The 25,471-nt window shown below is 42.2% G+C and carries 23 protein-coding genes; 18 read left to right on the top strand and 5 right to left on the bottom strand.

The window, feature by feature from the left end; all coding sequences use genetic code 11:
- The first annotated feature begins 44 nt into the window (after positions 1–44).
- The 13 genes from flhA to IEY40_RS18590 all read left to right on the top strand — a co-directional run bounded on the left by flhA (position 45) and on the right by IEY40_RS18590 (position 13,145).
- Entirely contained in the window at positions 45–2,144 is a 2,100-nt protein-coding gene (flhA, locus tag IEY40_RS18650; RefSeq protein ID WP_188958890.1) for a flagellar biosynthesis protein FlhA, read from the top strand.
- Positions 2,145–2,172: 28 nt separating this feature from the next.
- Entirely contained in the window at positions 2,173–3,558 is a 1,386-nt protein-coding gene (flhF, locus tag IEY40_RS18645; protein ID WP_188958888.1) for a flagellar biosynthesis GTPase FlhF, read from the top strand.
- 4 nt (positions 3,559–3,562) lie between these two features.
- Positions 3,563–4,444, top strand: coding sequence for a MinD/ParA family protein (locus tag IEY40_RS18640; protein ID WP_229777163.1), 882 nt, complete (start codon positions 3,563–3,565; stop codon positions 4,442–4,444).
- Positions 4,437–5,156 carry an RNA polymerase sigma factor FliA gene (locus IEY40_RS18635; protein ID WP_188958886.1) on the top strand — a complete coding sequence of 240 codons (720 nt, stop codon included), beginning with the start codon at positions 4,437–4,439 and terminating at the stop codon, positions 5,154–5,156. The genes IEY40_RS18640 and IEY40_RS18635 overlap by 8 nt, the downstream gene beginning before the upstream one ends.
- Before the next feature lie 45 nt (positions 5,157–5,201).
- Entirely contained in the window at positions 5,202–5,585 is a 384-nt protein-coding gene (gene cheY, locus IEY40_RS18630; RefSeq protein ID WP_011919599.1) for a chemotaxis response regulator CheY, read from the top strand.
- Between the two features lie 13 nt (positions 5,586–5,598).
- On the top strand, positions 5,599–6,336 hold the full coding sequence (locus IEY40_RS18625; protein ID WP_188958884.1) for a protein phosphatase CheZ: 738 nt from the start codon (positions 5,599–5,601) through the stop codon (positions 6,334–6,336).
- 15 nt (positions 6,337–6,351) lie between these two features.
- Positions 6,352–8,580 carry a chemotaxis protein CheA gene (locus IEY40_RS18620; protein WP_188958882.1) on the top strand — a complete coding sequence of 743 codons (2,229 nt, stop codon included), beginning with the start codon at positions 6,352–6,354 and terminating at the stop codon, positions 8,578–8,580.
- Positions 8,581–8,610: 30 nt separating this feature from the next.
- Complete coding sequence (locus IEY40_RS18615; RefSeq protein WP_188958880.1) at positions 8,611–9,837, top strand: protein-glutamate methylesterase/protein-glutamine glutaminase; 1,227 nt, start codon at positions 8,611–8,613, stop codon at positions 9,835–9,837.
- On the top strand, positions 9,830–10,285 hold the full coding sequence (locus IEY40_RS18610; RefSeq protein ID WP_229777162.1) for a membrane anchored protein in chemotaxis locus: 456 nt from the start codon (positions 9,830–9,832) through the stop codon (positions 10,283–10,285). The genes IEY40_RS18615 and IEY40_RS18610 overlap by 8 nt, the downstream gene beginning before the upstream one ends.
- Positions 10,286–10,322: 37 nt before the next feature.
- Positions 10,323–11,117 (top strand): ParA family protein, encoded by a 795-nt coding sequence (locus tag IEY40_RS18605; RefSeq protein ID WP_188958878.1) that lies wholly within the window; start codon positions 10,323–10,325, stop codon positions 11,115–11,117.
- Positions 11,101–12,168: a chemotaxis protein CheW gene (locus IEY40_RS18600; RefSeq protein WP_188958876.1), complete on the top strand. Its 1,068-nt coding sequence runs from the start codon at positions 11,101–11,103 to the stop codon at positions 12,166–12,168. Before IEY40_RS18605 ends, IEY40_RS18600 begins: the two co-directional genes overlap by 17 nt.
- A gap of 2 nt (positions 12,169–12,170) precedes the next feature.
- On the top strand, positions 12,171–12,665 hold the full coding sequence (locus IEY40_RS18595) for a chemotaxis protein CheW (RefSeq protein WP_188958874.1): 495 nt from the start codon (positions 12,171–12,173) through the stop codon (positions 12,663–12,665).
- Between the two features lie 81 nt (positions 12,666–12,746).
- Positions 12,747–13,145: a DUF2802 domain-containing protein gene (locus IEY40_RS18590; protein ID WP_188958873.1), complete on the top strand. Its 399-nt coding sequence runs from the start codon at positions 12,747–12,749 to the stop codon at positions 13,143–13,145.
- 80 nt (positions 13,146–13,225) lie between these two features.
- On the opposite strand, the gene IEY40_RS18585 is transcribed toward IEY40_RS18590, so the two are convergent.
- Both IEY40_RS18585 and IEY40_RS18580 read right to left on the bottom strand, forming a co-directional pair.
- Entirely contained in the window at positions 13,226–14,599 is a 1,374-nt protein-coding gene (locus IEY40_RS18585) for an RsmB/NOP family class I SAM-dependent RNA methyltransferase (RefSeq protein ID WP_188958872.1), read from the bottom strand.
- Positions 14,600–14,800: 201 nt separating this feature from the next.
- Positions 14,801–15,472 carry a DUF2461 domain-containing protein gene (locus tag IEY40_RS18580; protein WP_188958871.1) on the bottom strand — a complete coding sequence of 224 codons (672 nt, stop codon included), beginning with the start codon at positions 15,470–15,472 and terminating at the stop codon, positions 14,801–14,803.
- A 610-nt stretch (positions 15,473–16,082) separates the two neighbouring features.
- Between IEY40_RS18580 and IEY40_RS18575 the strand changes: the two genes are divergently transcribed.
- From IEY40_RS18575 to IEY40_RS18560, 4 genes are all read left to right on the top strand, one after another.
- The gene (locus IEY40_RS18575; protein WP_188958870.1) at positions 16,083–16,514 is read left to right on the top strand and encodes an ATP-dependent zinc protease family protein; all 432 of its coding nucleotides are present in this window, start codon (positions 16,083–16,085) and stop codon (positions 16,512–16,514) included.
- Positions 16,515–16,518: 4 nt separating this feature from the next.
- The gene (rimK, locus tag IEY40_RS18570; RefSeq protein ID WP_188958869.1) at positions 16,519–17,424 is read left to right on the top strand and encodes a 30S ribosomal protein S6--L-glutamate ligase; all 906 of its coding nucleotides are present in this window, start codon (positions 16,519–16,521) and stop codon (positions 17,422–17,424) included.
- A 2-nt stretch (positions 17,425–17,426) separates the two neighbouring features.
- Positions 17,427–18,437, top strand: a complete 1,011-nt coding sequence (locus IEY40_RS18565; RefSeq protein ID WP_188958867.1) for a succinylglutamate desuccinylase/aspartoacylase family protein — start codon at positions 17,427–17,429, stop codon at positions 18,435–18,437.
- Between the two features lie 371 nt (positions 18,438–18,808).
- Positions 18,809–20,392 (top strand): methyl-accepting chemotaxis protein, encoded by a 1,584-nt coding sequence (locus IEY40_RS18560; protein ID WP_188958865.1) that lies wholly within the window; start codon positions 18,809–18,811, stop codon positions 20,390–20,392.
- 85 nt (positions 20,393–20,477) lie between these two features.
- Here the strand turns inward: IEY40_RS18560 and IEY40_RS18555 are convergent, their stop codons facing one another.
- The gene (locus IEY40_RS18555; RefSeq protein ID WP_188958937.1) at positions 20,478–22,508 is read right to left on the bottom strand and encodes a methyl-accepting chemotaxis protein; all 2,031 of its coding nucleotides are present in this window, start codon (positions 22,506–22,508) and stop codon (positions 20,478–20,480) included.
- 252 nt (positions 22,509–22,760) lie between these two features.
- On the opposite strand from IEY40_RS18555, the gene IEY40_RS18550 reads away from it, so the two are divergent.
- On the top strand, positions 22,761–23,471 hold the full coding sequence (locus IEY40_RS18550) for a fumarylacetoacetate hydrolase family protein (RefSeq protein WP_188958863.1): 711 nt from the start codon (positions 22,761–22,763) through the stop codon (positions 23,469–23,471).
- Positions 23,472–23,549: 78 nt separating this feature from the next.
- Here IEY40_RS18550 and IEY40_RS18545 read toward each other — a convergent pair whose 3' ends face one another.
- Both IEY40_RS18545 and pfaD read right to left on the bottom strand, forming a co-directional pair.
- Entirely contained in the window at positions 23,550–23,807 is a 258-nt protein-coding gene (locus tag IEY40_RS18545) for a hypothetical protein (protein WP_188958861.1), read from the bottom strand.
- Positions 23,808–23,834: 27 nt separating this feature from the next.
- Complete coding sequence (gene pfaD / locus IEY40_RS18540; protein ID WP_188958859.1) at positions 23,835–25,463, bottom strand: eicosapentaenoate synthase subunit PfaD; 1,629 nt, start codon at positions 25,461–25,463, stop codon at positions 23,835–23,837.
- Positions 25,464–25,471: the final 8 nt, after the last annotated feature.

Genomic DNA, 25,471 nt, shown 5'->3' with positions numbered 1-25,471 from the left:
CAGTCCATTGACGCCGTAGACTGACAGAAAGGGTTCATCTAAATATGGATGCAAAAGCAGCCTTTGGGCAATTTAAACAAATAAGACCATCAACTTTTAAAGGTATCGGTACACCTGTATTAGTATTGGCTGCATTAGGGATGGTTATTTTACCGATCCCACCATTTTTGCTAGATATCTTGTTTTCTTTCAATATTGCTTTAGCGTTAGTGGTTTTGCTCGTCGCGATTTATACCGACAGACCGCTTGATTTTGCTGCCTTTCCTACCGTGTTGCTGGTCGCGACCTTGTTACGACTAGCGTTAAACGTAGCCTCAACTCGAATCGTATTATTAGAAGGTCACAATGGCGGTGACGCAGCGGGTAAGGTCATTGAAGCCTTCGGTTCTGTGGTGATTGGCGGTAATTATGCCGTTGGTTTGGTCGTGTTCATTATCCTTATTATCATTAACTTTGCAGTAGTGACTAAAGGTGCTGGGCGTATTGCAGAGGTGAGCGCTCGCTTTACCTTGGATGCAATGCCAGGCAAACAAATGGCTATTGATGCTGACTTAAATGCAGGAACACTTACTCAAGATCAAGCACGTATTCGCCGTGCTGAAGTGACCCGTGAAGCAGACTTTTATGGCGCTATGGACGGTGCGTCGAAGTTTGTTAAAGGTGATGCAATTGCCGGTATTATGATTCTAGTGATTAACATCCTCGGTGGTTTTGTTATTGGTATTGTGCAGCATGATCTTGATTTTTCTAGTGCGGTAGAAATTTATACTTTATTGACTATTGGTGATGGTTTAGTGGCGCAAATACCTGGCTTACTATTGTCTATTGCCGCGGCCTTAATGGTAACGCGTCAAAATGAATCTGGTGATATGGGCCAGATGATGATGACTCAGATGTTTGACAACCATAAGTCTTTAGCGATTGCTGCAGGTCTGCTGTTTATTATGGGTATTGTACCTGGTATGCCTCACGTGGCATTTTTAACTTTTGCATTTATCACCGCCGGCGCAGCTTATTTTGTTTACAAACGTAATGTCGATAGAAAACAAGCCGCGTTAGTCGTCGCGACTAAAGGCCCTGCTGAAACGAAAGACAAAGAACCTAAGGATTTAAGCTGGGATGATGTGCGTCATGTTGACACCATCGGGCTTGAAGTTGGGTATCGATTAATTCCGTTAGTTGATAAATCACAAGGTGGCGAATTATTAGGTCGAATCAAGGGTGTTCGTAAAAAATTATCTCAAGAGTTAGGATTTTTAGTGCCTGCAGTGCATATTCGTGACAATCTAGACTTATCCCCCAATGCTTATCGTATTTCATTGATGGGAGTCGTAGTTGGCGAAGCTGAAGTGAGACATGACTGTGAGCTAGCGATTAACCCTGGTCAAGTTTATGGCAAGTTAGATGGTATCGAAACTCGCGATCCAGCATTTGGTTTAGAAGCTGTATGGATTTCGCCAGAGCAACGCGAGCATGCACAGACATTAGGTTATACAGTGGTTGATACCGCTACAGTTGTCGCAACCCATATTAGCCAATTATTAAGCAATAATGCCGCTAAACTGTTGGGCTACGAAGAAGTGCAGCAATTAATGGATATGCTGGCAAAGAATTCACCAAAATTAGTCGATGGTTTTGTTCCCGACATTATGCCTTTGGGTTCTGTGGTTAAGGTGATGCAGAACTTATTAAACGAGGGCGTATCGGTTCGTGATTTACGCACAATAGTCCAAACGTTATTAGAGTACGGTAATAAGAGTAATGACACTGAAGTCTTGACCGCAGCGGTTCGTATTGCCTTAAAACGCATGATAGTCCAGGAGATATCTGGACCAGAACTTGAAATTCCTGTCATTACATTGGCGCCTGAGTTGGAACAGATGTTGCATAAGTCTATGCAGGCGACAGGTGGAGAAGGGCCAAATATTGAACCCGGCCTAGCAGAACGCATGCAGCAGTCACTTTTAGACGCTGCACAGAAGCAAGAAATGGTAGGGCAACCAGCCATATTATTGACATCTGGCATGCTAAGATCCACTTTGTCACGATTTGTTAAATACACTATTCCAAATTTACGGGTGATTTCTTACCAAGAGATCCCCGATGAGAAACAAATCAGAATTGTTTCTGCTGTAGGTCAATAGTGATAACGTCAGTTAAAGAGGTGCGTACGTGAAAATTAAACGATTTTTTGCCAAAGATATGCGTGCAGCATTGGCACAAGTTAAAGACACCCTAGGGTCTGACGCTGTCATTATGTCTAATAAAAAAGTCGCAGGTGGCATCGAAATTGTTGCTGCGGTTGATTATGACGAGCCAAAGGCTGCTATCGCGTCGCAAGCGCCAACGAACAGCTTTATGGATGTGAGTGAAGACAGAGTCTCGTTGGGGGCTAAACCAGCTGTTAAAGCGCATTCAAAAGTAAGCCCGCCGCCAGCTGCTGACTCATTACAAGCATTACTGGAAAAACAACATAATCGCATGGCACAACAAATGTCTGTGCATCAAGATGAGCCAGAGTTACCGGAATGGGCTCGACAATTACAAGGGGCTAAATCGGCTAAGCCTACCCCAAGTGCGCCACAGATAAATCATCAAGAAAAACCAAATAAAAATAATAAAAATCAATCTGCTGAGCTAGACTCATTACGTGAGGAAATGGCATCGTTAAGAAGCTTACTTACCCACCAGGTATCTTCTTTAATGAAAGATCACAAAAAGCGTTCTGATCCTGTTGGCGCCATGTTAGAAAGTAAATTAGTCGCCGCTGAGTTTTCTCCGGCGGTTGCTGCTAAACTAGCAGGGTTGAGCCAGCACTACTCGCCTGCGGACTTAGTGAGAGCATTACCACAAAGCTTAGCAAACTTACTTGATAATCAAGGGGATGATATTGTTAAACGTGGTGGTGTAGTCGCTTTTGTTGGCCCGACAGGTGTTGGTAAAACGACTTCTTTGGCTAAAATTGCCGCGCGATTTGCTGCACATCATGGTCCTGAACAAGTCGCATTGATTACAACTGATCATTATCGAATTGGGGCATATGAGCAATTAGCGACATATGGTAAAATTATGGGCTGCCCTGTTAAGCAAGCACATGATTTAAGTGAATTAGAGCAAATTTTATATCAATTTAGAAATCGCAAGCTAGTGTTAATCGATACTGCGGGGATGGGACAACGTGATATGCGTCTTTATCAGCAACTTGATAATTTGACAGCAAATAGTAGGATCCCAATCCGTAGTTATTTAGTCATGTCTGCCACTGGTCAGCGTCGTGTACTGCAAGATGCAGTAGAACATTTTAAACGTATTCCGTTATCGGGTGCTATTTTGACTAAATTAGATGAATCAGTATCAATTGCAGGTGCATTGAGCGTATTGATTCAAAATGAGTTACCATTAAGTTATGTCACTGACGGTCAACGTGTTCCAGAAGACATGAAAGTGGCTGATACACTAGAATTAGCCAAGCAAGCATTAGCAGCATTAAACGAAACAGAACAACCAACGTCACAAGACACGGCATGGTCGAATGACACTGCCTATGCATTTGAGTAAAGATATGACTCGGGATCAAGCAAGTGGTTTACGTATGATGAATCAACCAAATAACGATAAAGTTAAAGTAATTGCCGTATCCGGCGGTAAAGGCGGAGTCGGTAAAACAAGCGTGTCAATTAATACTGCAGTCGCATTAGCTGAAAAAGGCAAACGTGTACTGGTGCTTGATGCTGACTTAGGTTTAGCCAACGTTGATGTGATGCTAGGGATCCGTGCTGAGAAAAATTTATCTCATGTTTTGTCTGGTGATGCCGAATTAGATGACATCATCGTACGCGGACCAAAAGGCATCGGCATTGTGCCAGCAACATCTGGTTCTCAAGCTATGGTTGAATTAACCCAAGCACAGCATGCAGGTTTAATCCGCGCCTTTAGTGAAATGCGTACTCAGTTCGACATTCTAATTGTTGATACTGCGGCGGGTATTTCTGACATGGTGCTGAGTTTTTCGCGTGCGTCGCAAGATGTATTAATTGTTGTTTGTGATGAACCTACATCAATTACCGATGCTTATGCACTGATCAAAATTTTAAGTCGTGAGCACGGTGTGTTCCACTTCAAAATTGTGGCAAATATGGTGCGCAGTTTACGCGAAGGCATGGAATTATTTGCTAAACTGAGTAAAGTGACTGATAGATTTTTAGATGTGGCTTTAGAACTAGTAGCCACCGTTCCTTTTGATGAAAATTTACGCAAAGCGGTTCGTAAACAAAAACTCGTTGTAGAGGCTTTTCCAAAGTCGCCTTCTGCGATTGCTTATCATGGTCTAGCCAATAAGATTATGACTTGGCCAGTGCCGCAGCAACCCGGTGGTCATTTAGAGTTTTTTGTTGAACGCTTAGTGCAACGTAAACCAGTTGAAGAAGGAAGAGCGAGTGAATAAAGCCGCAGCGTATACTCAGTTCGATAACAAAACATCGATTGTTGAACAGTATGCACCGTTGGTGAAACGCATTGCTCATCATATGTTGGCAAGGCTGCCAGCATCAGTGCAACTGGATGATTTATTACAAGCAGGTATGATGGGGCTTCTTGAAGCTTCATCAAAATTTGATGGCAACAAAGGCGCTAAATTTGAAACCTTTGCTGGCATTCGTATTCGTGGCGCAATGATTGACGAAATTCGCCGCGGTGACTGGGTTCCGCGCTCAGTTCATCGTAATAATCGCCGTGTAGCCCATGTCATTGACGAACTTGAACAAGAGTTAGGGCGTGATGCACGAGACACAGAAATTGCTGAAAAACTTGATATGTCTCTCGATGAGTACCATCATATCTTAAATGATGTTTCTGTCGGTAAAATCATAGGCATAGAAGACCTTGGTGTTTCACAAGATGTGTTAACCACAGACGATGAATCACCTGATGAAGCTTTTGATTCTCTAGCCGAGACTCAGTTCCAATCTGCATTGGTTGAAGCAATCAAAACCTTGCCAGAAAGAGATGCTTTAGTGCTGTCGTTATATTATGACGAAGCATTAAACTTAAAAGAAATTGGTGCCATCCTTGAGGTAAGTGAGTCGCGAGTTAGCCAGATATTAAGTCAGGCTATGCTCAGACTAAAAGCCAAACTCAAGCATTGGACACAAGAATAATAACTAATTATAGAGCAAACGAGTGTCAGCTCACCGGAGGAAACCTTGGACAAGAATATGAAGATTCTTATTGTTGACGATTTTTCAACAATGAGACGTATCATTAAGAACTTGTTGCGAGACTTGGGATTTAATAATACCCAAGAAGCAGATGATGGCTCAACAGCCCTACCTATGTTACAAAAAGGTGATTTTGACTTTGTTGTAACCGACTGGAACATGCCGGGAATGCAGGGTATTGATTTACTTCGAGCAATCCGTGCAGATGATTCACTAAAACATTTACCCGTATTAATGGTTACCGCTGAAGCTAAGCGTGAACAAATCATTGCTGCGGCCCAAGCTGGTGTTAACGGTTATGTTGTTAAACCGTTCACAGCCGCTACGTTAAAAGAAAAGTTAGATAAAATCTTTGAACGACTCGCATAAGCAAGGATAAGTCATGCAGGCATCAATATCGGGGTTAATTACTCTCGAACAGGCCCAGCAACTTGTTGAACTGCTATCGGCGGGAGAGCAAGATAAAGCTGACGAATTAATTAGAGATCTAGCGACTCCTCTGCAGCGTGAGCTGTTTGAAGAAGTCGGTAAGCTCACTCGCCAATTGCATAGCGCACTAAAAGATTTTCAAGTCGATAACCGATTATCTGAATTAGCTAACACCGAAATACCGGATGCTAAGGAACGATTGAACTACGTTATTGACATGACAGAGCAGGCTGCTAATAAAACCATGGATGCGGTTGAAGAATGTTTGCCTTTGGCCGATACCATTATAAGCAACATTCAATCTGTAACGCCTATGTGGGATAAACTGATGCGTCGTGACATCGAGTTAGGTGAGTTTAAATCACTTTGCCATGATGTTCAGCAGTTTATGTCTAATAGCGAGCATGACTCTAACCGTCTTCGTGAATTGCTCAATCAAATATTGATGGCGCAGGACTTCCAAGATTTAACCGGTCAGATGATCCGCCGAGTGATTGAACTAGTGCGCGAAGTAGAGAGTAATTTAGTGTCAATGTTGACCGTCTTCGGTGAACATACTACTGAGTCATTACCTGCAGTCAAAGATAATAAGATAGAGGCAGAAGGCCCAATCATGAACGCTGAGTTACGTGAAGACGTGGTCACGGGTCAGGATGAAGTTGATGATCTGCTATCAAGTCTGGGTTTCTAATTAGGAGTCAATTTAATGTCATTTGATGTTGATGAAGAGATACTCCAGGACTTTTTAATTGAAGCTGGTGAGATTTTAGAGCTTCTACAAGAGCAGTTGGTCGCTCTTGAAAATAATCCTGATGACGGTGATTTACTTAATGCTATTTTTCGTGGATTCCACACGGTAAAAGGTGGAGCAGGCTTTTTAAGCCTAACTCCGATGGTTGACGTGTGTCACGAAGCAGAAAACACGTTCGATCTTTTACGAACAGGTAAACGCGTTGTCAATGCAGAGTTAATGGACATTATTTTGCAGGCTGTTGATGCAATCAATACTATGTTTGCTCAAACTCAACAAGGACAACAACAAGACCCCGCTGATTCAGACTTACTAGCAAAACTCAAATTATTAAGCTCTGGTGCTCCTTTACCGTCTGAAATGGGCCAATCAACAGTTGAACCTGAAATCATTGAAGAAGCTGTAGACATTTCTGAGCCTGAATATGTCGAAGACATTAGTGTTCAATCATCCCCAGCGCTCGACTCTGCTGGAATCGATGATATTGACGAGTCTGAATTTGAAGCATTATTAGACGCCTTACATGGTTCTGGTAAAAGCCCTACATCAGCGAGTTCTTCTCCTGTAAAACAAGACACCATAGAACCCAAATCGGCCAGCGCATCATCAAGCAATAGTGATGAGATTACCGATGACGAGTTTGAAGCATTGCTCGATGAGCTTCATGGATCTGGATCGTTTAAAGCTAAAGCAGAAACCGTCACTGAAAAAATTAAACCGGCTGAGCCTATTGTTGAGCCGTTGGTCGACTCTGATGAAATCACTGATGATGAATTTGAACGTTTATTAGATGAGTTACATGGTAAAGGCAGTGCTCCAGTGGTTGCTAAAGCAGCTCCTGTGGTTACGGCTAATCCTACGCCTAAAGCACCAGAAGCGCCAAAAACAGTTGCGCCTGCACCGGTTGCCAAAACAACGCCTGCAGCAGTTCCAGTTCCTAAAGTTGAAGTCGCCAAAGACAAAGTTCCTGTACCCGCAGCGGCTAAAGCCAACGCTGTACCACAAGGCGAAACTACCGTTCGTGTTGATACCGCTCGTTTAGACCAGATCATGAATATGGTTGGCGAATTAGTGTTAGTACGTAATCGCTTAGTCAGTTTAGGGATTACTCGCGAAGACGAAGAAATGTCTAAAGCGTTAGCGAACCTTGATCTTGTTACTGCAGATTTACAAGGCGCGGTAATGAAAACCCGAATGCAGCCAATTAAGAAAGTATTTGGCCGGTTCCCTAGGGTTGTGCGAGATTTAGCTCGGACGTTAAATAAAGAAATTGATCTCATCATGATTGGTGAAGAAACCGATCTTGATAAAAACTTAGTTGAAGCATTAGCCGATCCTTTAGTCCACTTAGTGAGAAACTCAGTCGATCATGGTATCGAAATGCCAATTACTCGCGAAGCCAATGGTAAATCGCGAACGGGTACCATTACATTATCGGCCAGTCAAGAAGGCGACCATATCCTGCTCAAAATTGAGGATGATGGCGCAGGGATGGATCCAGAAAAGCTAAAACAGATTGCTATCTCGCGTGGTGTGCTAGACGAAGATGCCGCATCAAGAATGACTGATAACGAAGCTTATAACCTGATTTTTGCTCCTGGTTTCTCAACCAAGGTCGAGATATCTGATATTTCAGGCCGCGGTGTAGGAATGGATGTGGTTAAAACCCGTATTAATCAGTTAAACGGTACTGTCCACATTGATTCAATGAAAGGCAAAGGCACTGTTCTTGAGATTAAAGTACCGTTAACCTTGGCGATTATGCCTACATTAATGGTAGATGTGTCTAAGCAAGTATTTGCGTTACCGTTGTCGAGTGTTAATGAAATCTTTAATTTAGATTTAACGAAAACCAATATTGTTGATGGCCAATTAACGGTAATTTTCCGTAATAAAGCAGTGCCATTGTTTTATCTCGAGCATTGGCTTCATAGCAAGAAAACGAAGTTTAAGCATGGAGATAAAAAGCATGGCCATGTTGTTATTGTGCAGCTTGGCACGATACAAATTGGTTTTGTTGTTGACGCTCTTATTGGTCAAGAAGAAGTGGTTATTAAACCGTTAGGCAGTATGTTGCAAGGTACGCCCGGTATGGCTGGAGCGACTATTACCTCTGACGGTGGTATTGCACTTATTTTGGATATTCCTGGTTTACTTAAGCATTACGCTAAAAACAAAAAATAAAAATAAAAGTTCCATAAGTTAAGGAATTAAATGGCCATAAAAGTACTAGTTGTAGACGATTCTAGCTTTTTTCGACGTCGAGTCAGTGAGATTGTTAATCAAGATCCTGATCTCGAAGTCGTTGCTGTTGCTGTGAATGGCAGAGAAGCGGTTGATATGGCTGCAAAATTAAAACCTCAAGTAATCACTATGGACATCGAAATGCCGGTTATGGACGGTATTAGTGCTGTCCGTGAGATTATGGCTAACAATCCTACTCCTATTTTGATGTTTTCTTCTTTAACCCATGATGGGGCTAAAGCGACACTCGATGCGCTAGAAGCTGGTGCGCTCGACTTTCTTCCCAAACGTTTTGAAGACATCGCGACCAATAAAGATGATGCTATTAGTTTGTTGCAACAGCGCATAAAAGCGTTGGGTCGAAGACGAATGTATCGACCGAGCACGTTATCTACTCCAAGCTCTTTATCTACTAACACAGTAGAACCTCGCCGTTCTGCTAGCTTATCTGAAAGCAGTTTAAGAGCGACTAGTCGACCGTTAGGTTCAAGACTTAACTCCGTTACCCCAACGACAAGTAGTTCACCATTGTCATCACGAGGTGGATTAACTTCTGCATCTTCTGAGCGACAATCCACCCCCGTAGCGACATCAACGTCGACTATTCGAGCCAGTGGAAAGCAGTACAAGGTCTTACTCATTGGCACCTCCACTGGAGGGCCTGTTGCACTGCAAAAAGTATTGACGGCATTTCCGGCTAATTACCCGCATCCTATTGTACTCATTCAGCATATGCCTGCCGCGTTTACACCCGCATTTGCCGCTCGTTTAAACTCGTTATGTAAAATTGAAGTGAAAGAAGCACAAAATGGCGACGTAATGCGCTCTGGTTGTGCGTATCTTGCGCCCGGTGGTATGCAGTTAATGTTAGAGCGTGCGGGTATGACTGCGCGCCTAAAAGTACTGGCTGGTAATGCAGACATGAACTACAAACCATCGGTAGATATTACTTTTGCGTCTGCGTCTAAGGCTTATGGTGGTGATGTATTGGCTGTGGTATTAACAGGAATGGGAGCCGATGGCCGCGAAGGCGCCAGAATGCTTAAGTCTGCTGGGGCGACTATTTGGGCTCAAGATGAAGCCAGTTGCGTTGTTTATGGAATGCCGCAAGCGGTTGCCTCGACAGGAATCGCTGTACATTCTATCGCGCTTGACAACATGGCGGATGCTATTTTAAAAGAGACCAGTCGTGGCTAATACTGCGACATCATTAATCACTAAGCTGACCTTAGGCTTATTTTTGTGCTTTATCGCCATCGTTGTGTTAGGAAGCTTATATGCCGATTCGCATCGAAAAATGATCTTGCTCTCAAAAGAGATTGAGCAACTCAAAGCTTCACAAGTGTTGTTGATGGTTCCAGAAGAACAAGCTGAAAATATTGCCAATTGGTTGTTAACGCATCCAGAGCAAACCCAAGCTATGATTACTAAAACCGATAAAGATGAGGCCAAAAGTGTGTTCATTGGCCCTGGAGCGGAAGCGGCTAGTAATGACAAATTATCACCATCGGCTGACAGCTCACAGACATTACCATTACAAGAAGTTATAGTATCTGAAAACGCTCAAGGCGTTAAAGTAATTAGCTTGCCTAATGGTGGTATTCGAGTCACTACTCGAGAAGATAAGCAACAAAAACAACAATGAGCATTCTATCGAATATTGATAAGTTGAGAGGCTTTTTTTGAAAGTATGGACTGTAGCAAATCAAAAAGGCGGTGTGGGTAAAACGACCACCGTAGCCAGTTTAGCTGGAGCATTAGTTAAACGTGGTCAACGTGTGTTGATGATTGATACTGATCCCCATGCGTCACTGGGTTATTACTTAGGTATAGACTCTGAAGAAGTGCCTGGTTCGCTTTATGATGTTTTTTTAAATCATCAAGCGTTGACTCAAGAAATGATTATGCAAAATGTTATATCTACTCAAATAGAAGGCTTAGATATTATTCCTGCCAACATGGCACTTGCTACACTTGACCGCTCTTTAGGGCATCAAGAAGGCATGGGACTAGTGTTACGTAATTTATTGTCATTAGTTGAAGACAAGTATGATGTGGCAATTATTGATTGTCCTCCAGTACTTGGTGTATTGATGGTTAATGCTTTAGCTGCGAGTCAACATATTATCATTCCGGTGCAGACTGAGTTTTTAGCAATAAAAGGCTTGGAGAGAATGGTGAAAACCATGGAAATTATGGGCCGTTCTAAAAAGACTCGCTATAGTTATACTGTGTTACCAACAATGTACGATAAACGCACCAAAGCATCACCCATTGCGTTACAGTTTTTACAAGACAAATATGGACAAACATTGTGGCCCAATGACGTGATCCCAGTCGATACCAAATTCAGAGATGCCAGCTTAGCGCATTTACCCGCGTCACATTATTCTGCGACAAGTCGTGGGGTCAAAGCATATAATCGTCTGCTTGATTTTTTATACGCTCGGGAGTTTTCGCATGTCAAAATCGGTTGATGAAACTGTTTTTGATTATTTCAGTATTTTATTACAGGAACCGGCAACAGCCCAGCCTGCAATAGCACCTGAAACTAAGTCAGTCGCAGCCCCTACAGCGAGTCAGTATAAATCGTCAGTAGACAGTAAGTCAGCGCTTGATACTCTAAATGTGACCAGTAAACCTGAGTCTTCATTTGCATCACAATCAAAAACAGTGGTCGCCCGCAGTTTTGCTGAACCGACAACACAAGTTGATAAACTGGCGCTTGAGAAGCTGTTATCTGCAGTGTCACATTCAGATAAAAATACTGATATAAAACTGCAAATTAAAGCCAGTGCAGAAAGAGTACGCCAGGCCATAAGCCAGACCGAGGCGACACCTATTGAGCAACCTGCGCTAAAAAGTGCAAATATACAAAAAACGTCATTAACGGATAAAGAAATCAAACCGTTAGTCGATATAAAAACTGATAATAGTGCGCTAGCTGAATTAAAAGACGCTATTATTAAACATGACAAGCTCGCTGAAGAAAAAGCTGCACGAGAAGTGTTGCAAACTCAAACAGGGGCGACACCGCCGAGTATTACTCAAAATTTACAAGAAGTGTTAGATGATGAGTTTCAGGTATTGTTCTTTAATGTTGCTGGCTTAACCTTAGCCGTGCCATTAGTGAGTTTAGGTGGCATTATAAAGATAGAGAAAATTAACCATCTTATTGGAAGACCGTCGTGGTTTAAAGGAGTGCAAACTCACCGTGACAGTAAAATTAATGTGGTTGATACCTGTGCTTGGGTTATGCCAGAAAAATATACACCAGCACTGGCAGAAACAGTAAACTATCAATATCTTGTTATGTTAGAAAATAGTTCTTGGGGGTTAACCTGTGAGTCATTGGTTAATGCCGTGAAGATAGACAAATCACACGTCAATTGGCGTGAAAAACCGGGTAAGCGTCCTTGGCTTGCTGGGGTAGTAAAACAACAAATGTGTGGCATTTTGCATGTACAAGCATTGATAGAAATGCTTGATGCAGGTTTAGGTTGTCAGGATTCGATTGACCGAGGTTAACTATGAGCGATTCTAGAAGTGTAGCAGCGGTTGCTGCGGGTAAAGACGATGCAGTATTACAATGGGTAACATTTAAGTTAGACAATGAAACCTACGGCATTAATGTAATGCAAGTTCAAGAAGTTTTGCGTTATACCGAGATAGCACCTGTACCGGGTGCGCCTGATTATGTACTCGGTATTATTAACCTTCGTGGCAATGTTGTAACTGTCATTGATACTCGCTCACGTTTTGGTTTGCAATCAGCAGAGCTTGATGATTCAACTCGTATTGTGATTATCGAAGCCGAAAAACAAGTGATTGGTATTTTAGTCGATAGTGTCGCTGAAGTGGTTTATTTACGTCGCTCAGAAATCGATAACGCACCAAATGTAGGTACTGAAGAAAGTGCTAAGTTTATTCAAGGCGTGAGTAATCGTGATAATGAATTATTGATTTTGGTTGACCTTGATAAGTTATTATCAGATGACGAGTGGGTTGAATTAACACAGCTTTAATTTTTAATTTGTAATCCTAAAGCCAACCATTGTTTGTTGGCTTTTTATTTTGCTTTTATGTAATTGCAATGTAGGTATGTAATGGGTGATGAATTTTTAATTGCAGTGCTAGTTTCCGTAGTTGCCTGTCTCGGTTTGGTGGTTTATTTACAAAAACAATCACGTAAGCTAAAGACTAAAGTCGACGCATTAACCGTGCTGGTTAAAGAAAGTGATCGCCAACGTGAAGCTGTAAAACGCGAATTACAAGAATTGCGAAGCGGAACAATTGGTGTTGGCCGGCGAGTCGTTGAGTTAGAAAAAAAGCTTGCTCAACAATCTGATATGCTTGAAGAATCTAGCCAGCAAGACCCACAAGCTAAATTGTATTCTCGTGCCGTTAAAATGGTTGCGCTAGGGGCGGGTATTGATGAGCTAATTCAAGAGTGCGAGCTACCCAAGGCAGAAGCTGAATTGATTTTAAGATTGCATCGAAAGTAATTAAGATATAAAAAACGCCATCAACTTGATGGCGTTTTTGCTTATTGTTAAGCAGTAATAGTTATTAAATGAAGTCGATCTTATCTTCGACGCATTTTAGCCACGAACATACCGTCACTGTCTGCCAGTTGCGGCCATATCGTGAGCATTTTACATGACTCACCAGTAAATGGGTGTGTAACCTGAATTAGCTCAAATTCATTGGTTTGCGCTAAAAAAGCCTCAACGACGTGTTCGTTCTCACTCGGCGATAGCGAACACGTCGCATACACCAACTGCCCGCCCGATTTAACGGCAGCAGCACTTCGAGTTAAAATATCCAATTGAAGCACTGGTTTATCACTGACAGCACTAACATCGTCTAGCCAACGCATATCAGGATTACGACGCCAAGTGCCAGTACAGCTGCAAGGTGCATCGACTAACACGCCATCAAATGCATTCGCTTTAACGGGAAGAGCATCTGACTTCCAGGTAGAAACCGAAATATGGTTAAAGCCTGCACGCTTAGCACGTTTGTTGAGTTCTTCTAATGGTTTATTACGAATGTCAGAGGCAATAATACTGCCACGACTATTTGGGTTTTTCTGCAGCATCAATGACCGTAATTGTAAGGTCTTACCGCCTGCACCACTGCAGGCATCCCACCACTGCTCATCCGCTTGGGGCTGACAAATTTGACCAATCACTTGCGACGCAAGATCTTGAATTTCAAGGTGGCCGAGTTTATAAGTGTCGACTTCATTGAGGTTAATACTTTTGTGACCCAAACTTATAGCGTCAGCAAAAAACTCACTGGCTGTGGCTTCAATACCCGCGTTAGATAATGTCACTAAAGCTTGCTGAGTCGAAATACTTTGTGTCCGAGCCCATATTGGCGGGCGGCTACTCATGGCCTCAACAACCGCTATCTCTTCTGCAGCTGTTACAGGACAAGTTTGCCAAAACCATTGGGGTAATAAGTCGCTGATTTTACACTGTGTCATGCCAGTTAAACCAATAAATAGCGTTAACTTATCATTAATACTCTCGGTATTTGGGATCGTATTAGCTTGACTGTTAGATACTTCTTCCCACGCTGCGATGTCATCCCACGCTTGGGTGACATCGTGCCATGTATGCTGCTCTAGTGCTGCGCAGGCACTTAATTGCCTAAACAAAATCACGTGTTGTTGTGACGCTTGTAACTGACTTAGCCAACCCCACCAACGAAATAAACCAAATAGACTCTCGCGGATTACACGTCTGTCTTTTGAACCGTGTTTTTTATGTTCACGAAAATACTGCCCAATAATTCTATCCGCGGGCATTTTGCTGCTCATCACTTGGTTAAACAGCATCTCGATTGTAGTTGCGTAACTAAGAGCACGCTTTTGCGCTGGTGTAGAGGCTTCAATGTTAAGTGTCTCATTGAACACGGAAGTGAAGGGTTGAGCAGAACGTGTTTGACTCATTTAATGACCTGATATGACGATATAACAACGATGTAGGTGCAACTTAATGCAATATGACAATAGTTTACCATGTCTTGAAACGAAATCATTATAAGCCAGTGGAGTAAGTTACCTCTTCACTGGCTTACTATTGATTGCTAAACGTTGGTTTAGCGCAATTATCGTTTTGACATATTGAGCTAGTGTTTAGAATATTTGATGTTAAAAGTCTAATGATAACGCAAAACACAGGTAAGCCATTAATGAACGAGTTTGCTCAAATTCTTTTGTACAAAACTCAACAAAGTCTTTACTGCATACTTGCTCAATTGTGACGGGTTTTATGGCGATAAAATCTTTGCGTTTAAGTTCGTCAATTAACGGATGTTGCTTATCAAACCCTCGTGGAGGCCTAATTAGGCTGTCGCCAGTGAGTTCGAACCCCGCTTGGTTTAATGCGGCTAAAGCTTTTTTATAACCGTTTGGGTTTTCATCTATGCACTGTCTAATCGCATTTAACGCTTTGGCTTCGGGATGCCAAATACCTGCGGCAATAAAGCATTCGTCGTTGGCTACATGGACATAAAATCCTGGAGCATGCACATCTTTTGCTTGAAAATGGCGGAACTGAATACCCACATTGGTTTTATATGGCGTTTTGTCTTTGCTAAAGCGGCTGTCTCGTTGTGGACGCATTAAGCTGCCACCGACTTTTTTAGGTATTGCTGTAAAACGAGGCGACAAGCCCAAAACAGGACCTTGCATCGATTCAATAAATTGCAATGCTGGCGTGCGGACACGATCTTCATAATCAGGCTGATTAGCTTTAAACCACTCTCTGTCGTTGTTATTGGCCAGCTGATGTAAAAAATCAAAACTTTGGAGGCTAAACATAGCAATACCTTTTAAACGGATTTACCCAAATAGAAACTAAACCATCATAATCAATGTGACAGGCGAGTGAAACCAAGATTAAATGTTGAAGTGATAATTAAACCATTCAAAAGTGAGTGTTATTTCGCCTTTTTGATTTTTACTTGGTAATTTTAGTGTACTTCTTTAAAGTTAATATGTGTTTTTGATGATTTTGTTGTCAAATTTTAAAGCTTGTAACTTACTGAGTTGATGTTTTATTTTTACCCAAGCACTAATGTTAGTTTGATATAAATAAAGCGTTAGTGTTAAAATTGTCTCAAAGGTTGTTTTATTCCAGTCTTGTTGTTTTTATTTGTCGTATAGCATCTTATTAATTCTTTCCTAATTTGTATTCGTTCACAATGACTCATCCATCAGTTGGATTAACATGTTAATGTAATGAGTACGACTTGCTGACGTTAAAAATCAGTCCGTCTTTAGTCAATTGATTGATGAGAATATATTGAACGATGTCACATTGATGGCAACAAAGTCACAGATTGGCGATATAACAGTACATAATCATACATAGATTTTATTGATAGATTACACTCTGGAATGAAAATTCCTCTACAAGAAAGGATTGACCATGACTGAACACTCCCTCGGTATTGTGGGTTGGCGAGAGTGGGGCACTTTTCCTGAGATTGGCAACGAAAGAGTCAAAATCAAAGTGGATACTGGCGCAAAAACGTCCTGTTTACATGCGTTCAAAATTAAACCGTTTCAAAAAGAAAAACAAAAGTGGGTCCGAGTTTGGTTACATCCAGATCAAGAGTCGGACCGTGAAGTAGTGTGCGAATTCCCTGTATTTGATCGTCGAGCTGTGAGTGACTCCGGCGGACATGTGACGAACCGCTACGTGATAAATACGCCGATTATTATCGGTGACCAACAATTTGACATCGAACTGACCTTAACAAATAGAGATAACATGAAATTTAGAATGTTACTTGGCAGACGCGCGTTAGAAGGGCGTTTTTTGGTTAATTCAGCAGAGTCGTTTTTAGCAGGAGAATAGCAAAATGCAAATCGCCATTATGTCGAGAAATCGAAACCTTTACTCGACAAGTCGTCTTAAAGAAGCTGCCGAAGCTCGTGGTCATACAATTAAAATTGTTGACCCATTAAAGTGTTATATGAACATCAACATGAATGCACCAAGCATCCATGTTCGTGGCGAAGAATTGCCTAAATTTGATGCTGTTATCCCACGAATTGGCGCTTCAGTGACGTTTTATGGCACAGCTGTTTTACGTCAATTCGAAATGTTGGGTACACACCCATTAAACGAATCGGTTGCCATTACACGTTCTCGTGACAAACTGCGTTCATTGCAGCTTTTGTCACGTAAAAATATTGGTTTACCGGTAACAGGCTTTGCCAACCAACCTGCTGACGTACCAGATTTGCTCGACATGGTGGGCGGTGCACCTTGCGTCATTAAATTACTTGAGGGAACTCAGGGCATTGGTGTTGTACTCGCAGAAACTCGTAAAGCAGCTGAATCGGTCATTGAAGCCTTTATGGGCTTAAAAGCTAACATTATGGTGCAAGAGTATATTGCTGAAGCTGGCGGTGCTGACATTCGTTGTTTTGTGATTGGCGACAAAGTGATTGCCGCGATGAAACGTCAAGCATTACCAGGTGAGTTCCGTTCTAATTTACATCGTGGTGGTTCAGCGAGCATTGTTAAACTAACTCCTGAAGAGCGCTCAACGGCACTTCGCGCGGCTAAAACAATGGGCTTAAACGTTGCTGGCGTTGATATTTTACGTTCTAAGCACGGCCCACTTGTGATGGAAGTGAATTCATCACCAGGCCTTGAAGGTATCGAAAAAGCCACCGGTATTGATGTGGCAGAAAAAATCATTCAATTTATTGAAAAAAATGTTAAGCCTACTAGCTCGAAGACTAAAGGAGTCGGTTAATAATGGCAAAAAAGCACGAACCGTTTGTTATTGGTGATGTTAGCGTATTGGCAGGCACGCAACTAAGCGTGAAACTGCCCGCTGCAAAACTGTATAACGATACGCCAATGGATTTGCATGTAGAAGTGTTTCACGGTACTAAACCGGGACCTACTTTATTAGTGTGTGCAGCAATTCATGGCGATGAGTTAAATGGCATTGAGATATGTCGACGCTTGCTCGGTCGTGTTAATGCTAAAACGTTAACTGGCACATTATTAGTGGTCCCAATTGTTAACGTATTCGGCTTTATTCAGCAATCACGTTATTTGCCTGATCGCCGCGACTTAAATCGCTGTTTTCCTGGTACTGCTAAAGGCGCTTTAGCCAGTCGCCTAGCGCATTTATTCAGTAGTATGTTAGTTAAGCGTGCAACTCACATTGTCGATTTGCACACCGGCGCGATTCATCGTGAGAACTTGCCGCAAATTCGCTGCGATACTGACGATGAAACTATGCTCGCGATGGCAAATGCTTTTGGTGCACCTGTAGTGATGTCATCTAAAGCTCGCGAAGGCTCTATGCGTGGTTATGCTAACAGCCTTGATATTCCCTGTATTTTATACGAAGCCGGTGAAGCATTACGCTTCAGCGACATGTCGATTAAGTCAGGCCTCAATGGTGTGATCAATGTAATGCGTTGCATCGGCATGCTTAAAGGAAAAGTAAAAACCACCACCAGTGTTAATGCTAGCCGCAGTTATTGGGTTCGCAGTGAAGCTGACGGATTAGTTAATATTAAGCTTAAGCTCGGTGAGCGGGTGTCAAAAGGGCAGGTATTGGCTAATATCGTTAATCCACTGGGGGGCGAGCCATGCCCGCTTTTAGCACCATCTGACGGCATTATTATTGGTAACAGTAATATTCCGGTCACCAATGAAGGTGAAGCCTTATTTCATATCGCGCAATTTAGTGGCGATGAAATTGAAATTATCAATGACAACCTTGATGATTTTATGCAGGAATACGCATAGTTCGAACAGTTAATACTTAGCTTTGGATTTATTAAATAGCGTGGAATCGTATTTCACGCTATTTTTTTGTTTGTAGTTTACCCCTAGATCAATCCAAGAGTAATGTGAGTCGTTGCAGAATCACATTTTGGCCTACTAAATATTTGAGGTGTTAATTGTTATTTATTTGATAAATTTCAATTGGATACGGATGTTAAGCTTTTAAAAAACAAGGTGTTGTGTTTTCACCATTTAACGCTATATTATTAATCATTGATTAAGCTTCTCCTTATAACCTTTTGAATAACTAGATAGCATTTACAGCAAGTGATGCTATCAATTTGAAAGCGATTAAACCTTCATTACTCTCTAAGACAAGGATGTCCGTGCCTATGCGCAATAATCAACCCGTGACCCAAAAACAATATCATTTTGATGAACATTTACGCCTTATTTCTGGTACCGATTTACGTGGTCACATTACCTATTGTAATGATGCCTTCGTAGAAGTAAGTGGCTTTGAAAAAAGTGAGTTAATTGGTAAACCACATAACCTTGTGCGACATCCTGATATGCCAAGTGATGTGTTTAAAGAAATGTGGGCATGTATTGCTGCGGGTAACGTGTGGGTGGGACTCGTTAAAAATAGACGAAAAAATGGTGATCACTATTGGGTTAGTGCATTTGTAACACCTATTTTTGACAACAATAAAGTGGCTGGTTTTGAGTCTGTTCGAATCGTCGCATTACCAGGTGAGATTGAGCGAGCAGAAACAGCTTATGCACGGATTAGAAACAATAAATCACCTAGGCCACTCACTGCAAAGCTAAAACATCATGCTATTAAGCTGGTACCTATATGGTTACCCATGCTCCTTTTAACCTCGGTGTTATTTGAGCTTTGGGGGATCTCGGCCGGTGCTGTTGGTTTACTGACATTAATTATTTCAACAGCGTGGAGCGGATATAAACAACAGCAAGATTGGTTTGACGTGGTTAAGCTTAACCCCAGTTCATTTACAGACTTAACGGTTGCTGAAACGTATTTTGATGATTTTGGAGCCAAAGCACAGGCTAAGTTAGCGTTAGGTTGCGAAGTAGCTCGTTGCCGCACAGCAATGACACGGATTGAGGATGCTGCCAGGTCATTAGATGGTATTGTTGAGCACACTCAAATTGAGGCAGAATCTTCTGCAAAAGCCGTCGCGCATCAAAGCCTTGCGACGCAACAAATTGCTTCAGCTATTACGCAAATGTCGACTGCGATTCAAGAGGTTTCGACCAATGTTGAACGCAATGCGGATAGCGCTAAAGATGCTCTAGAAAACGTCAACGCAGGTGCGATGCTTGCAGATCAAGCAAAACATGCAATTGATCAACTCAATATTTCAGTTGCTGATATTGCGACTACTGTACGCGAGTTATCAGAGTCGACGGTTGAAATAGGCCAAGCTGCTAGCTTGATTTCAAGTATTGCAGATCAAACCAACTTACTGGCATTAAACGCAGCCATTGAAGCGGCTAGAGCAGGCGATCAAGGTCGCGGATTTAGCGTCGTAGCAGATGAAGTGCGTTCTTTAGCGATAAAAACACGAGAGTCGACTGACAAAATTCACCGGATTGTAAATGTGCTTACCAAGCGTGCAGAAAATGCAGTGCAAGTGTCGGTCAAAGGTGAACAAGCTGCCGTTAATGGCGTTGATATAGTCGATAAAACTCGTATTGCGTTATCTTCTATTAATCAATCTGTGCAGCAGATTACTCAATTAACATTAGACATGTCAGCCGCTGTTGAGCAGCAAAGTGCCGTCGCTGAACACATTAACCAGCAAATTATTGATATTGCAGACTCTGCCGAGATCACTAAAGAGTCATCACAAAAATCCCTGCACAATAGTAATGAGCTTGGACAATCAGTATTAATGGTGCGATCAATCATTCGCCGCTTTGCTGTAGGTACGTTAGGTAAAAAATAAATGTGAACTAAGTTTAGATTAACAAAAGGCCATACTGTTTTCAGTTTGGCCTTTTTTGTTGTTGGTCGATATGTTGATTTGGGCTTTACAGCTTAAATCGTTCTACCGAAGCGGTTAATGAATGAGCCAATTTGTTTAACTGCTGACTTCTTTGAGTCATTGTGGTCGACTCATCGGCATTTTGCGTTGCAGCCGCAGCGGTTTCTGTCATAGTTTGTTCAATGCGTTGGCTGTAATTCACTTGTTGGTCTGCTGCCTGGGTAATGCTTTGACTCATGCCATTAATAATCCCTAATGCCGCTTCAATTTGTTCAATAGCATCATGTAATGATTGACCTTGTTGTACACATTCATTGGCTTGATTTTGGCCCTGAGATATCGCCTTTACTGCTTTTGTGGTTTCTTGCTGCAATGCACTGATCATAGTTTGGATTTCAGCTGTCGATAACTGAGTTCGAGAAGCAAGGGAGCGTACCTCATCGGCCACAACTGCAAACCCTCTACCATGTTCACCGGCTCTAGCTGCTTCAATAGCCGCGTTTAATGCCAGTAAGTTAGTTTGGTCTGCAATGGCACTAATGGTCGTTAAAATTCCACCAATATTGTCGCTATGTTGACTTAATTTAGTCATTATATTGACCGAGTCGCCTAAGCCTTTTGATAAGGTATCAATACGAATACGGTTATCATTGGCAATTGTTTTAACTTGAGCTCCTTGTACAAATGCTAATTTAACATGTTGTTCTGATTCTAAGGCCTGTTCATTTACGGTCATTGAGCTGTGATGAATTTGTTCGGCCAATTGTTTAGCTTGATTGATATTATTAATTTGTCCCAATGCTGAATGGGATATTTTTTGGCTTTGATCTTGTGAGCGAATAGCTGCGTCATCAAGTAAGTGAGCATCACGGTTTATGTCTTGCAATAAATCGGTCAAGTCATCAGATAATTTATTGATGTTATCCATGAGTTCGCCAAATTCATCGTCATTTCGCTTTGTTAAACGGCGCGATAAATCGCCACTGGCTATGCGCGACAATGCACGATTACTGGCCTTTAACGGTCCTAACATTGCATTAGAAGTGAAGTAATAAATAAAGCCTGCCATCAACACAAATACAACGGCCATTAATATGGCTAATGTTTTAGCGGTAGTCACCTCATCGATAGCGAGCATTTGCATCTCGTTAAAGCCTTGATTAGCCAGTTGCACTAGCAGACCTAATTGTTGGTTTGTTGATTCAAATAATTGATTAGATTGTGTATAGCTCAACTCTGCTTGCTGAAATTGCTTTACCACTTTCATTTGTGCATTGTACAAGTCACCTGGGGTATCGACTAAAATTAACAGTTTCTCTAAATTGGCATCAAAGTCGGTCAACAATTTATCTACAGGAAGCGATGCCGCTTGTTGTTTTAAGTAGTTAGTATTGGTAGTGATATTGCCAAGCAACATAGCCACATCTTGCTTATGAACTTCAACCGCCTCTGCTGTTGTTAAGCGACCCAGTTCGGTGACAGTGTTGCCTAAGGTAAACAGCATGTCATCAATACGAACACCTGAACCGATAACGGCTTCTAACAATTGCGATTCTCCGGCAGGTGCTTCAACAATTTCTAAATCAATCATGTTGTTACTAGCATCTATTTTGAGATTATCAAATTGATTTTTGAGTGAACTAAAATCATTTTTACTTTGCTCAATAGCCATCTTGGCATTAAACATGGTTTGCGATGCTTCGGCATATTGCTGGTATATGTTTTTAGCTTGGCTGAGTGCTTGATTCATTTGAGGATGATTAGCCACTTTTGCCGATAAATCCACTAATGCGCCAGAAAACTCTTGCTGTAAGCCATTAAATTGCTTAAAACTAATAGCAATATTGTCATTACCTATTTGCGAATAAGCCAAACTCTCTGTTTTGGCCATTTTAAGCAAGGTTATTTGCAATGCATTAGATTGGTTTTGTACGGGGACTGCCAATATTTCAATATTATTATTGGCAGTTTGGATCTGGCTGAGAGAACGATAAAAGAAACTGCTTCCAGCAAGTAATAATATGCCGATAGAAGCAAACCCCAGTGCAACTTTTTGTTTGATTGTTAGCATAAGCATAGTCATTGAGTGTCTCTTGTTATTATGTTCACTGTGATAGCAGTGATTATTGTTGTGGTCTTGCTATATCGATATTTTGTTAATTAAATGTAAATGCTGTTGTTAGGTAATGCAATCTTGCAACGGTATTTATTACAGTGTTTATCGTAAAGATGTATTGCTTCTTTGTTATTGGTAAGCAAAGCCGTAATTAAGCTTTTTATTCATCAACGTCAATTCTAATGTCATGCTTGTAAAGTCATGTCAGTTATCATGAAAATCGAGGTCAATGTGAGTGTAAAAGATGTCGTATTAAAGCAAGCTAATGGTGAGTTAACTCTTGTTACACCATCAAAAATTGTGTGTATTGGGCGTAATTACGTAGACCATATTCATGAGCTAGGCAATGACATTCCAGATGATATGGTAGTATTTCTAAAGCCTAATTCAGCCATTACTGACACGCTACGCAGCGAGCTAGATGAAACGCTTCATTATGAAGCCGAGCTGTGTTTTATGGTTAAAGATGGTCAATTTAGCGCGGTCGGCGTTGGGCTTGATATGACCAAGCGTGAATTGCAAGGCAAACTCAAAAAGCAGGGCTTGCCGTGGGAACGCAGTAAAGCGTTTGATGGTTCAGCATTATTTAGTGAGTTTGTTCCAATGACGGGAGACCCACAAGATTGGTGCTTTCAATTATCCATTGATAGCGTGTTGACTCAGCTTGGACATCAGCAATTAATGACCTATCAGCCCAAAGCTATGTTTGCTGCCATCAGTGAGTTTATGAGCTTAAATGACGGTGATATTGTGATGACAGGTACCCCAAAAGGCGTTGGCGCTGTTTGTACTAATACTTCTTTTGAAATTAGCCTGTGGTCAAATGTGCCGTTTGAAGTCTTTGAAACGGTATTGTCTGGCGAAAAATCAATGACTGAGCTTTGTGGCCAAGCCATGTTAACCAAGCAATGGCAGTCTGACTGAATAAAATGTGTTAAAAGCAAAAAGACCCTCTTAGCGAAGAGGGTCTTTTTATAAACGTCTAAATCCCAATCTAACGGGTTATCTCATCAACGCGACAGCTTCCATGTCGAGCTCAATATCGGTACAGCCTTTAACGCAATAAATGCCGGGGGCTTTAGCATTTGGCTTGGCATTTTTACTGTTGGGCGGTAATTGCAATGTGAGAGGTTTATTGCAGTCGGCACAAGTGGCGCTGTTGCCTTTTAGCATGCGCTTGATCAGGTTTTTTTGTTGGTTAAATGATGCCAATGTCGGGCCATTTACCGCTGAAAAATCGAGTTTTTGTGTGTCGCTCATTATCGTTCCTATTATCTTGAACTCAGACTATTTCACTTGATCCGCCGGACGCCAGCGCTGTAAGGCAACCGGTAGGCTAACGCCTTGAGCCGTCAATAAGTTTACTCGTGCTAAATAAGCTGCGCCATGCATTAAATGCTTGGTTAAATCGACGGCGTGACGCTGAGTATAGTCGTCTAAGTAGCTGCCTTTAGCCCAGGCGTTAAATGCGCCAAGTGCAGGGCCTGCCCAAATTTGATAATCCATTTCACGGCCTGTTTCTCCTGTATTCGACCAGCGGCTTGATAAGCCAAGGTACCAGCGGAAAATCAGTGCCATTTTGCGTTTAGGGTTATCTTTAGCACGCTCGATTTGCTTAGGGTCGCGCTCATTAAAATGCGCCACCGTGCCCGCCCAAATATCATCTAGGCTTGAGCGAAACACTTGTTTTTCAAGCTTTTCACGCTCATCAACCGGAATCGCTTCTATTGAGTCATAACGAGTATAAATCTCATACAGTTTGTTAGCGCGCATCGGGAAAAGGGTTCCGCGCTTAACCACTTGCAACTTAACGCCCATTTCGAACATATCGGCCGCAGGTGCCATGGTCACATCGGCCATTTCTGTGGTGGCCAATAACTTACGCGTATGTTCACTGGCGCCAGCTTCTACGCAAGCCTGGTTAATTGAACCTGTTACAATAAACGCCGCACCCATATTAAAGGTTGCTAGAGCTGCGTCGGGCGTACCCACGCCACCGCCAGCACCGACACGAATAGGTGTTTTGTAGTTATATTGTGCCTGGACTTCATCTTTTAACGCCAAAATGGTTGGCAACAAGGTTACTAATGGACGGTTATCTGTGTGACCGCCAGAATCGGCTTCTGCAGTAATGTCATCTGCCATAGGCACTAATTGTGCTAGCTCCATCTGTTCTGCGCTGATTAAACCATCATCCAGTAGCTGTTGCAGCATTTTTACTGGTGCTGGCTGCATAAACTTAATCGCCACTTCTGTACGGCTAATTTTGGCGATGACTTTGTTGTCTATTTGAATATCACCATGAGCATCACGGCTTAATCCCGCTGCGCGGTAATACACTATTTGCGGCGTTAAGCCTAAAAAGGCTGAGGCTTCAACAGTGCGCACTTTGTGCTTTAAAAATAGCTCTACGCTGCCGCGCTCTAGTGCTGGTTCACTTGGGCTATGGATTAAGTTAAATGCATAGGGGCCATTTGGCAGGGCAGTTTGAATGCGCTCAATGGCTTGCTCCACACGTGAGGGAATGAGTCCTGCTGCGCCGAATGAACATAAAATACCAGCTTGACCTAATGCGATGACCAGTTCTTCAGAGGCAATACCGTTAGCCATAGCACCTGCGTAATAGGCGTATTTTACTCCGTGCACACGGCGAAAGTTGCTGTCACCTAGACTTTGGGTGCCAAGGGCAGGGGCAAAGGCGCTGACAGGTAACGCGTTAGCTGCTGTAATTGCATCGGTCACCACCTGGGCTTGTTGCGCGACGCCTAAGCCTTGTTGATTATCATTAACCACATAGCAAGCTTGTGATAAATCTTTGAGTTTTTTGTTCATTCCTGCAGGGTCAAAACTGACGTGCTGCTGGCTCACTTGCCAAGGCCATGGAGAAAGCTTTTCGTTTTTGATTTGGGTTGTCATTATTTTTT

This window comes from Shewanella ulleungensis, from assembly GCF_014648315.1.
In the GTDB taxonomy this organism is placed as follows: Bacteria; Pseudomonadota; Gammaproteobacteria; order Enterobacterales; family Shewanellaceae; genus Shewanella; species Shewanella ulleungensis.
This window is presented reverse-complemented; position numbering and strand designations above follow the sequence as displayed.

Bases quoted from the DNA above. Each gene is read 5' to 3' on its own strand.
- IEY40_RS18560 (WP_188958865.1), top strand. From the start codon at position 18,809: ATGCGCAATAATCAACCCGTGACCCAAAAACAATATCATTTTGATGAA.
- IEY40_RS18625 (WP_188958884.1), top strand. From the start codon at position 5,599: ATGCAGGCATCAATATCGGGGTTAATTACTCTCGAACAGGCCCAGCAA.
- IEY40_RS18585 (WP_188958872.1), bottom strand. From the start codon at position 14,599: ATGAGTCAAACACGTTCTGCTCAACCCTTCACTTCCGTGTTCAATGAG.
- IEY40_RS18580 (WP_188958871.1), bottom strand. From the start codon at position 15,472: ATGTTTAGCCTCCAAAGTTTTGATTTTTTACATCAGCTGGCCAATAAC.
- IEY40_RS18600 (WP_188958876.1), top strand. From the start codon at position 11,101: ATGTCAAAATCGGTTGATGAAACTGTTTTTGATTATTTCAGTATTTTA.
- IEY40_RS18615 (WP_188958880.1), top strand. From the start codon at position 8,611: ATGGCCATAAAAGTACTAGTTGTAGACGATTCTAGCTTTTTTCGACGT.
- IEY40_RS18545 (WP_188958861.1), bottom strand. From the start codon at position 23,807: ATGAGCGACACACAAAAACTCGATTTTTCAGCGGTAAATGGCCCGACA.
- flhA (WP_188958890.1), top strand. From the start codon at position 45: ATGGATGCAAAAGCAGCCTTTGGGCAATTTAAACAAATAAGACCATCA.
- IEY40_RS18550 (WP_188958863.1), top strand. From the start codon at position 22,761: ATGAAAATCGAGGTCAATGTGAGTGTAAAAGATGTCGTATTAAAGCAA.
- IEY40_RS18565 (WP_188958867.1), top strand. From the start codon at position 17,427: ATGGCAAAAAAGCACGAACCGTTTGTTATTGGTGATGTTAGCGTATTG.
- pfaD (WP_188958859.1), bottom strand. From the start codon at position 25,463: ATGACAACCCAAATCAAAAACGAAAAGCTTTCTCCATGGCCTTGGCAA.
- IEY40_RS18590 (WP_188958873.1), top strand. From the start codon at position 12,747: ATGGGTGATGAATTTTTAATTGCAGTGCTAGTTTCCGTAGTTGCCTGT.
- IEY40_RS18575 (WP_188958870.1), top strand. From the start codon at position 16,083: ATGACTGAACACTCCCTCGGTATTGTGGGTTGGCGAGAGTGGGGCACT.
- IEY40_RS18595 (WP_188958874.1), top strand. From the start codon at position 12,171: ATGAGCGATTCTAGAAGTGTAGCAGCGGTTGCTGCGGGTAAAGACGAT.
- IEY40_RS18640 (WP_229777163.1), top strand. From the start codon at position 3,563: ATGACTCGGGATCAAGCAAGTGGTTTACGTATGATGAATCAACCAAAT.
- IEY40_RS18620 (WP_188958882.1), top strand. From the start codon at position 6,352: ATGTCATTTGATGTTGATGAAGAGATACTCCAGGACTTTTTAATTGAA.
- IEY40_RS18555 (WP_188958937.1), bottom strand. From the start codon at position 22,508: ATGCTTATGCTAACAATCAAACAAAAAGTTGCACTGGGGTTTGCTTCT.
- rimK (WP_188958869.1), top strand. From the start codon at position 16,519: ATGCAAATCGCCATTATGTCGAGAAATCGAAACCTTTACTCGACAAGT.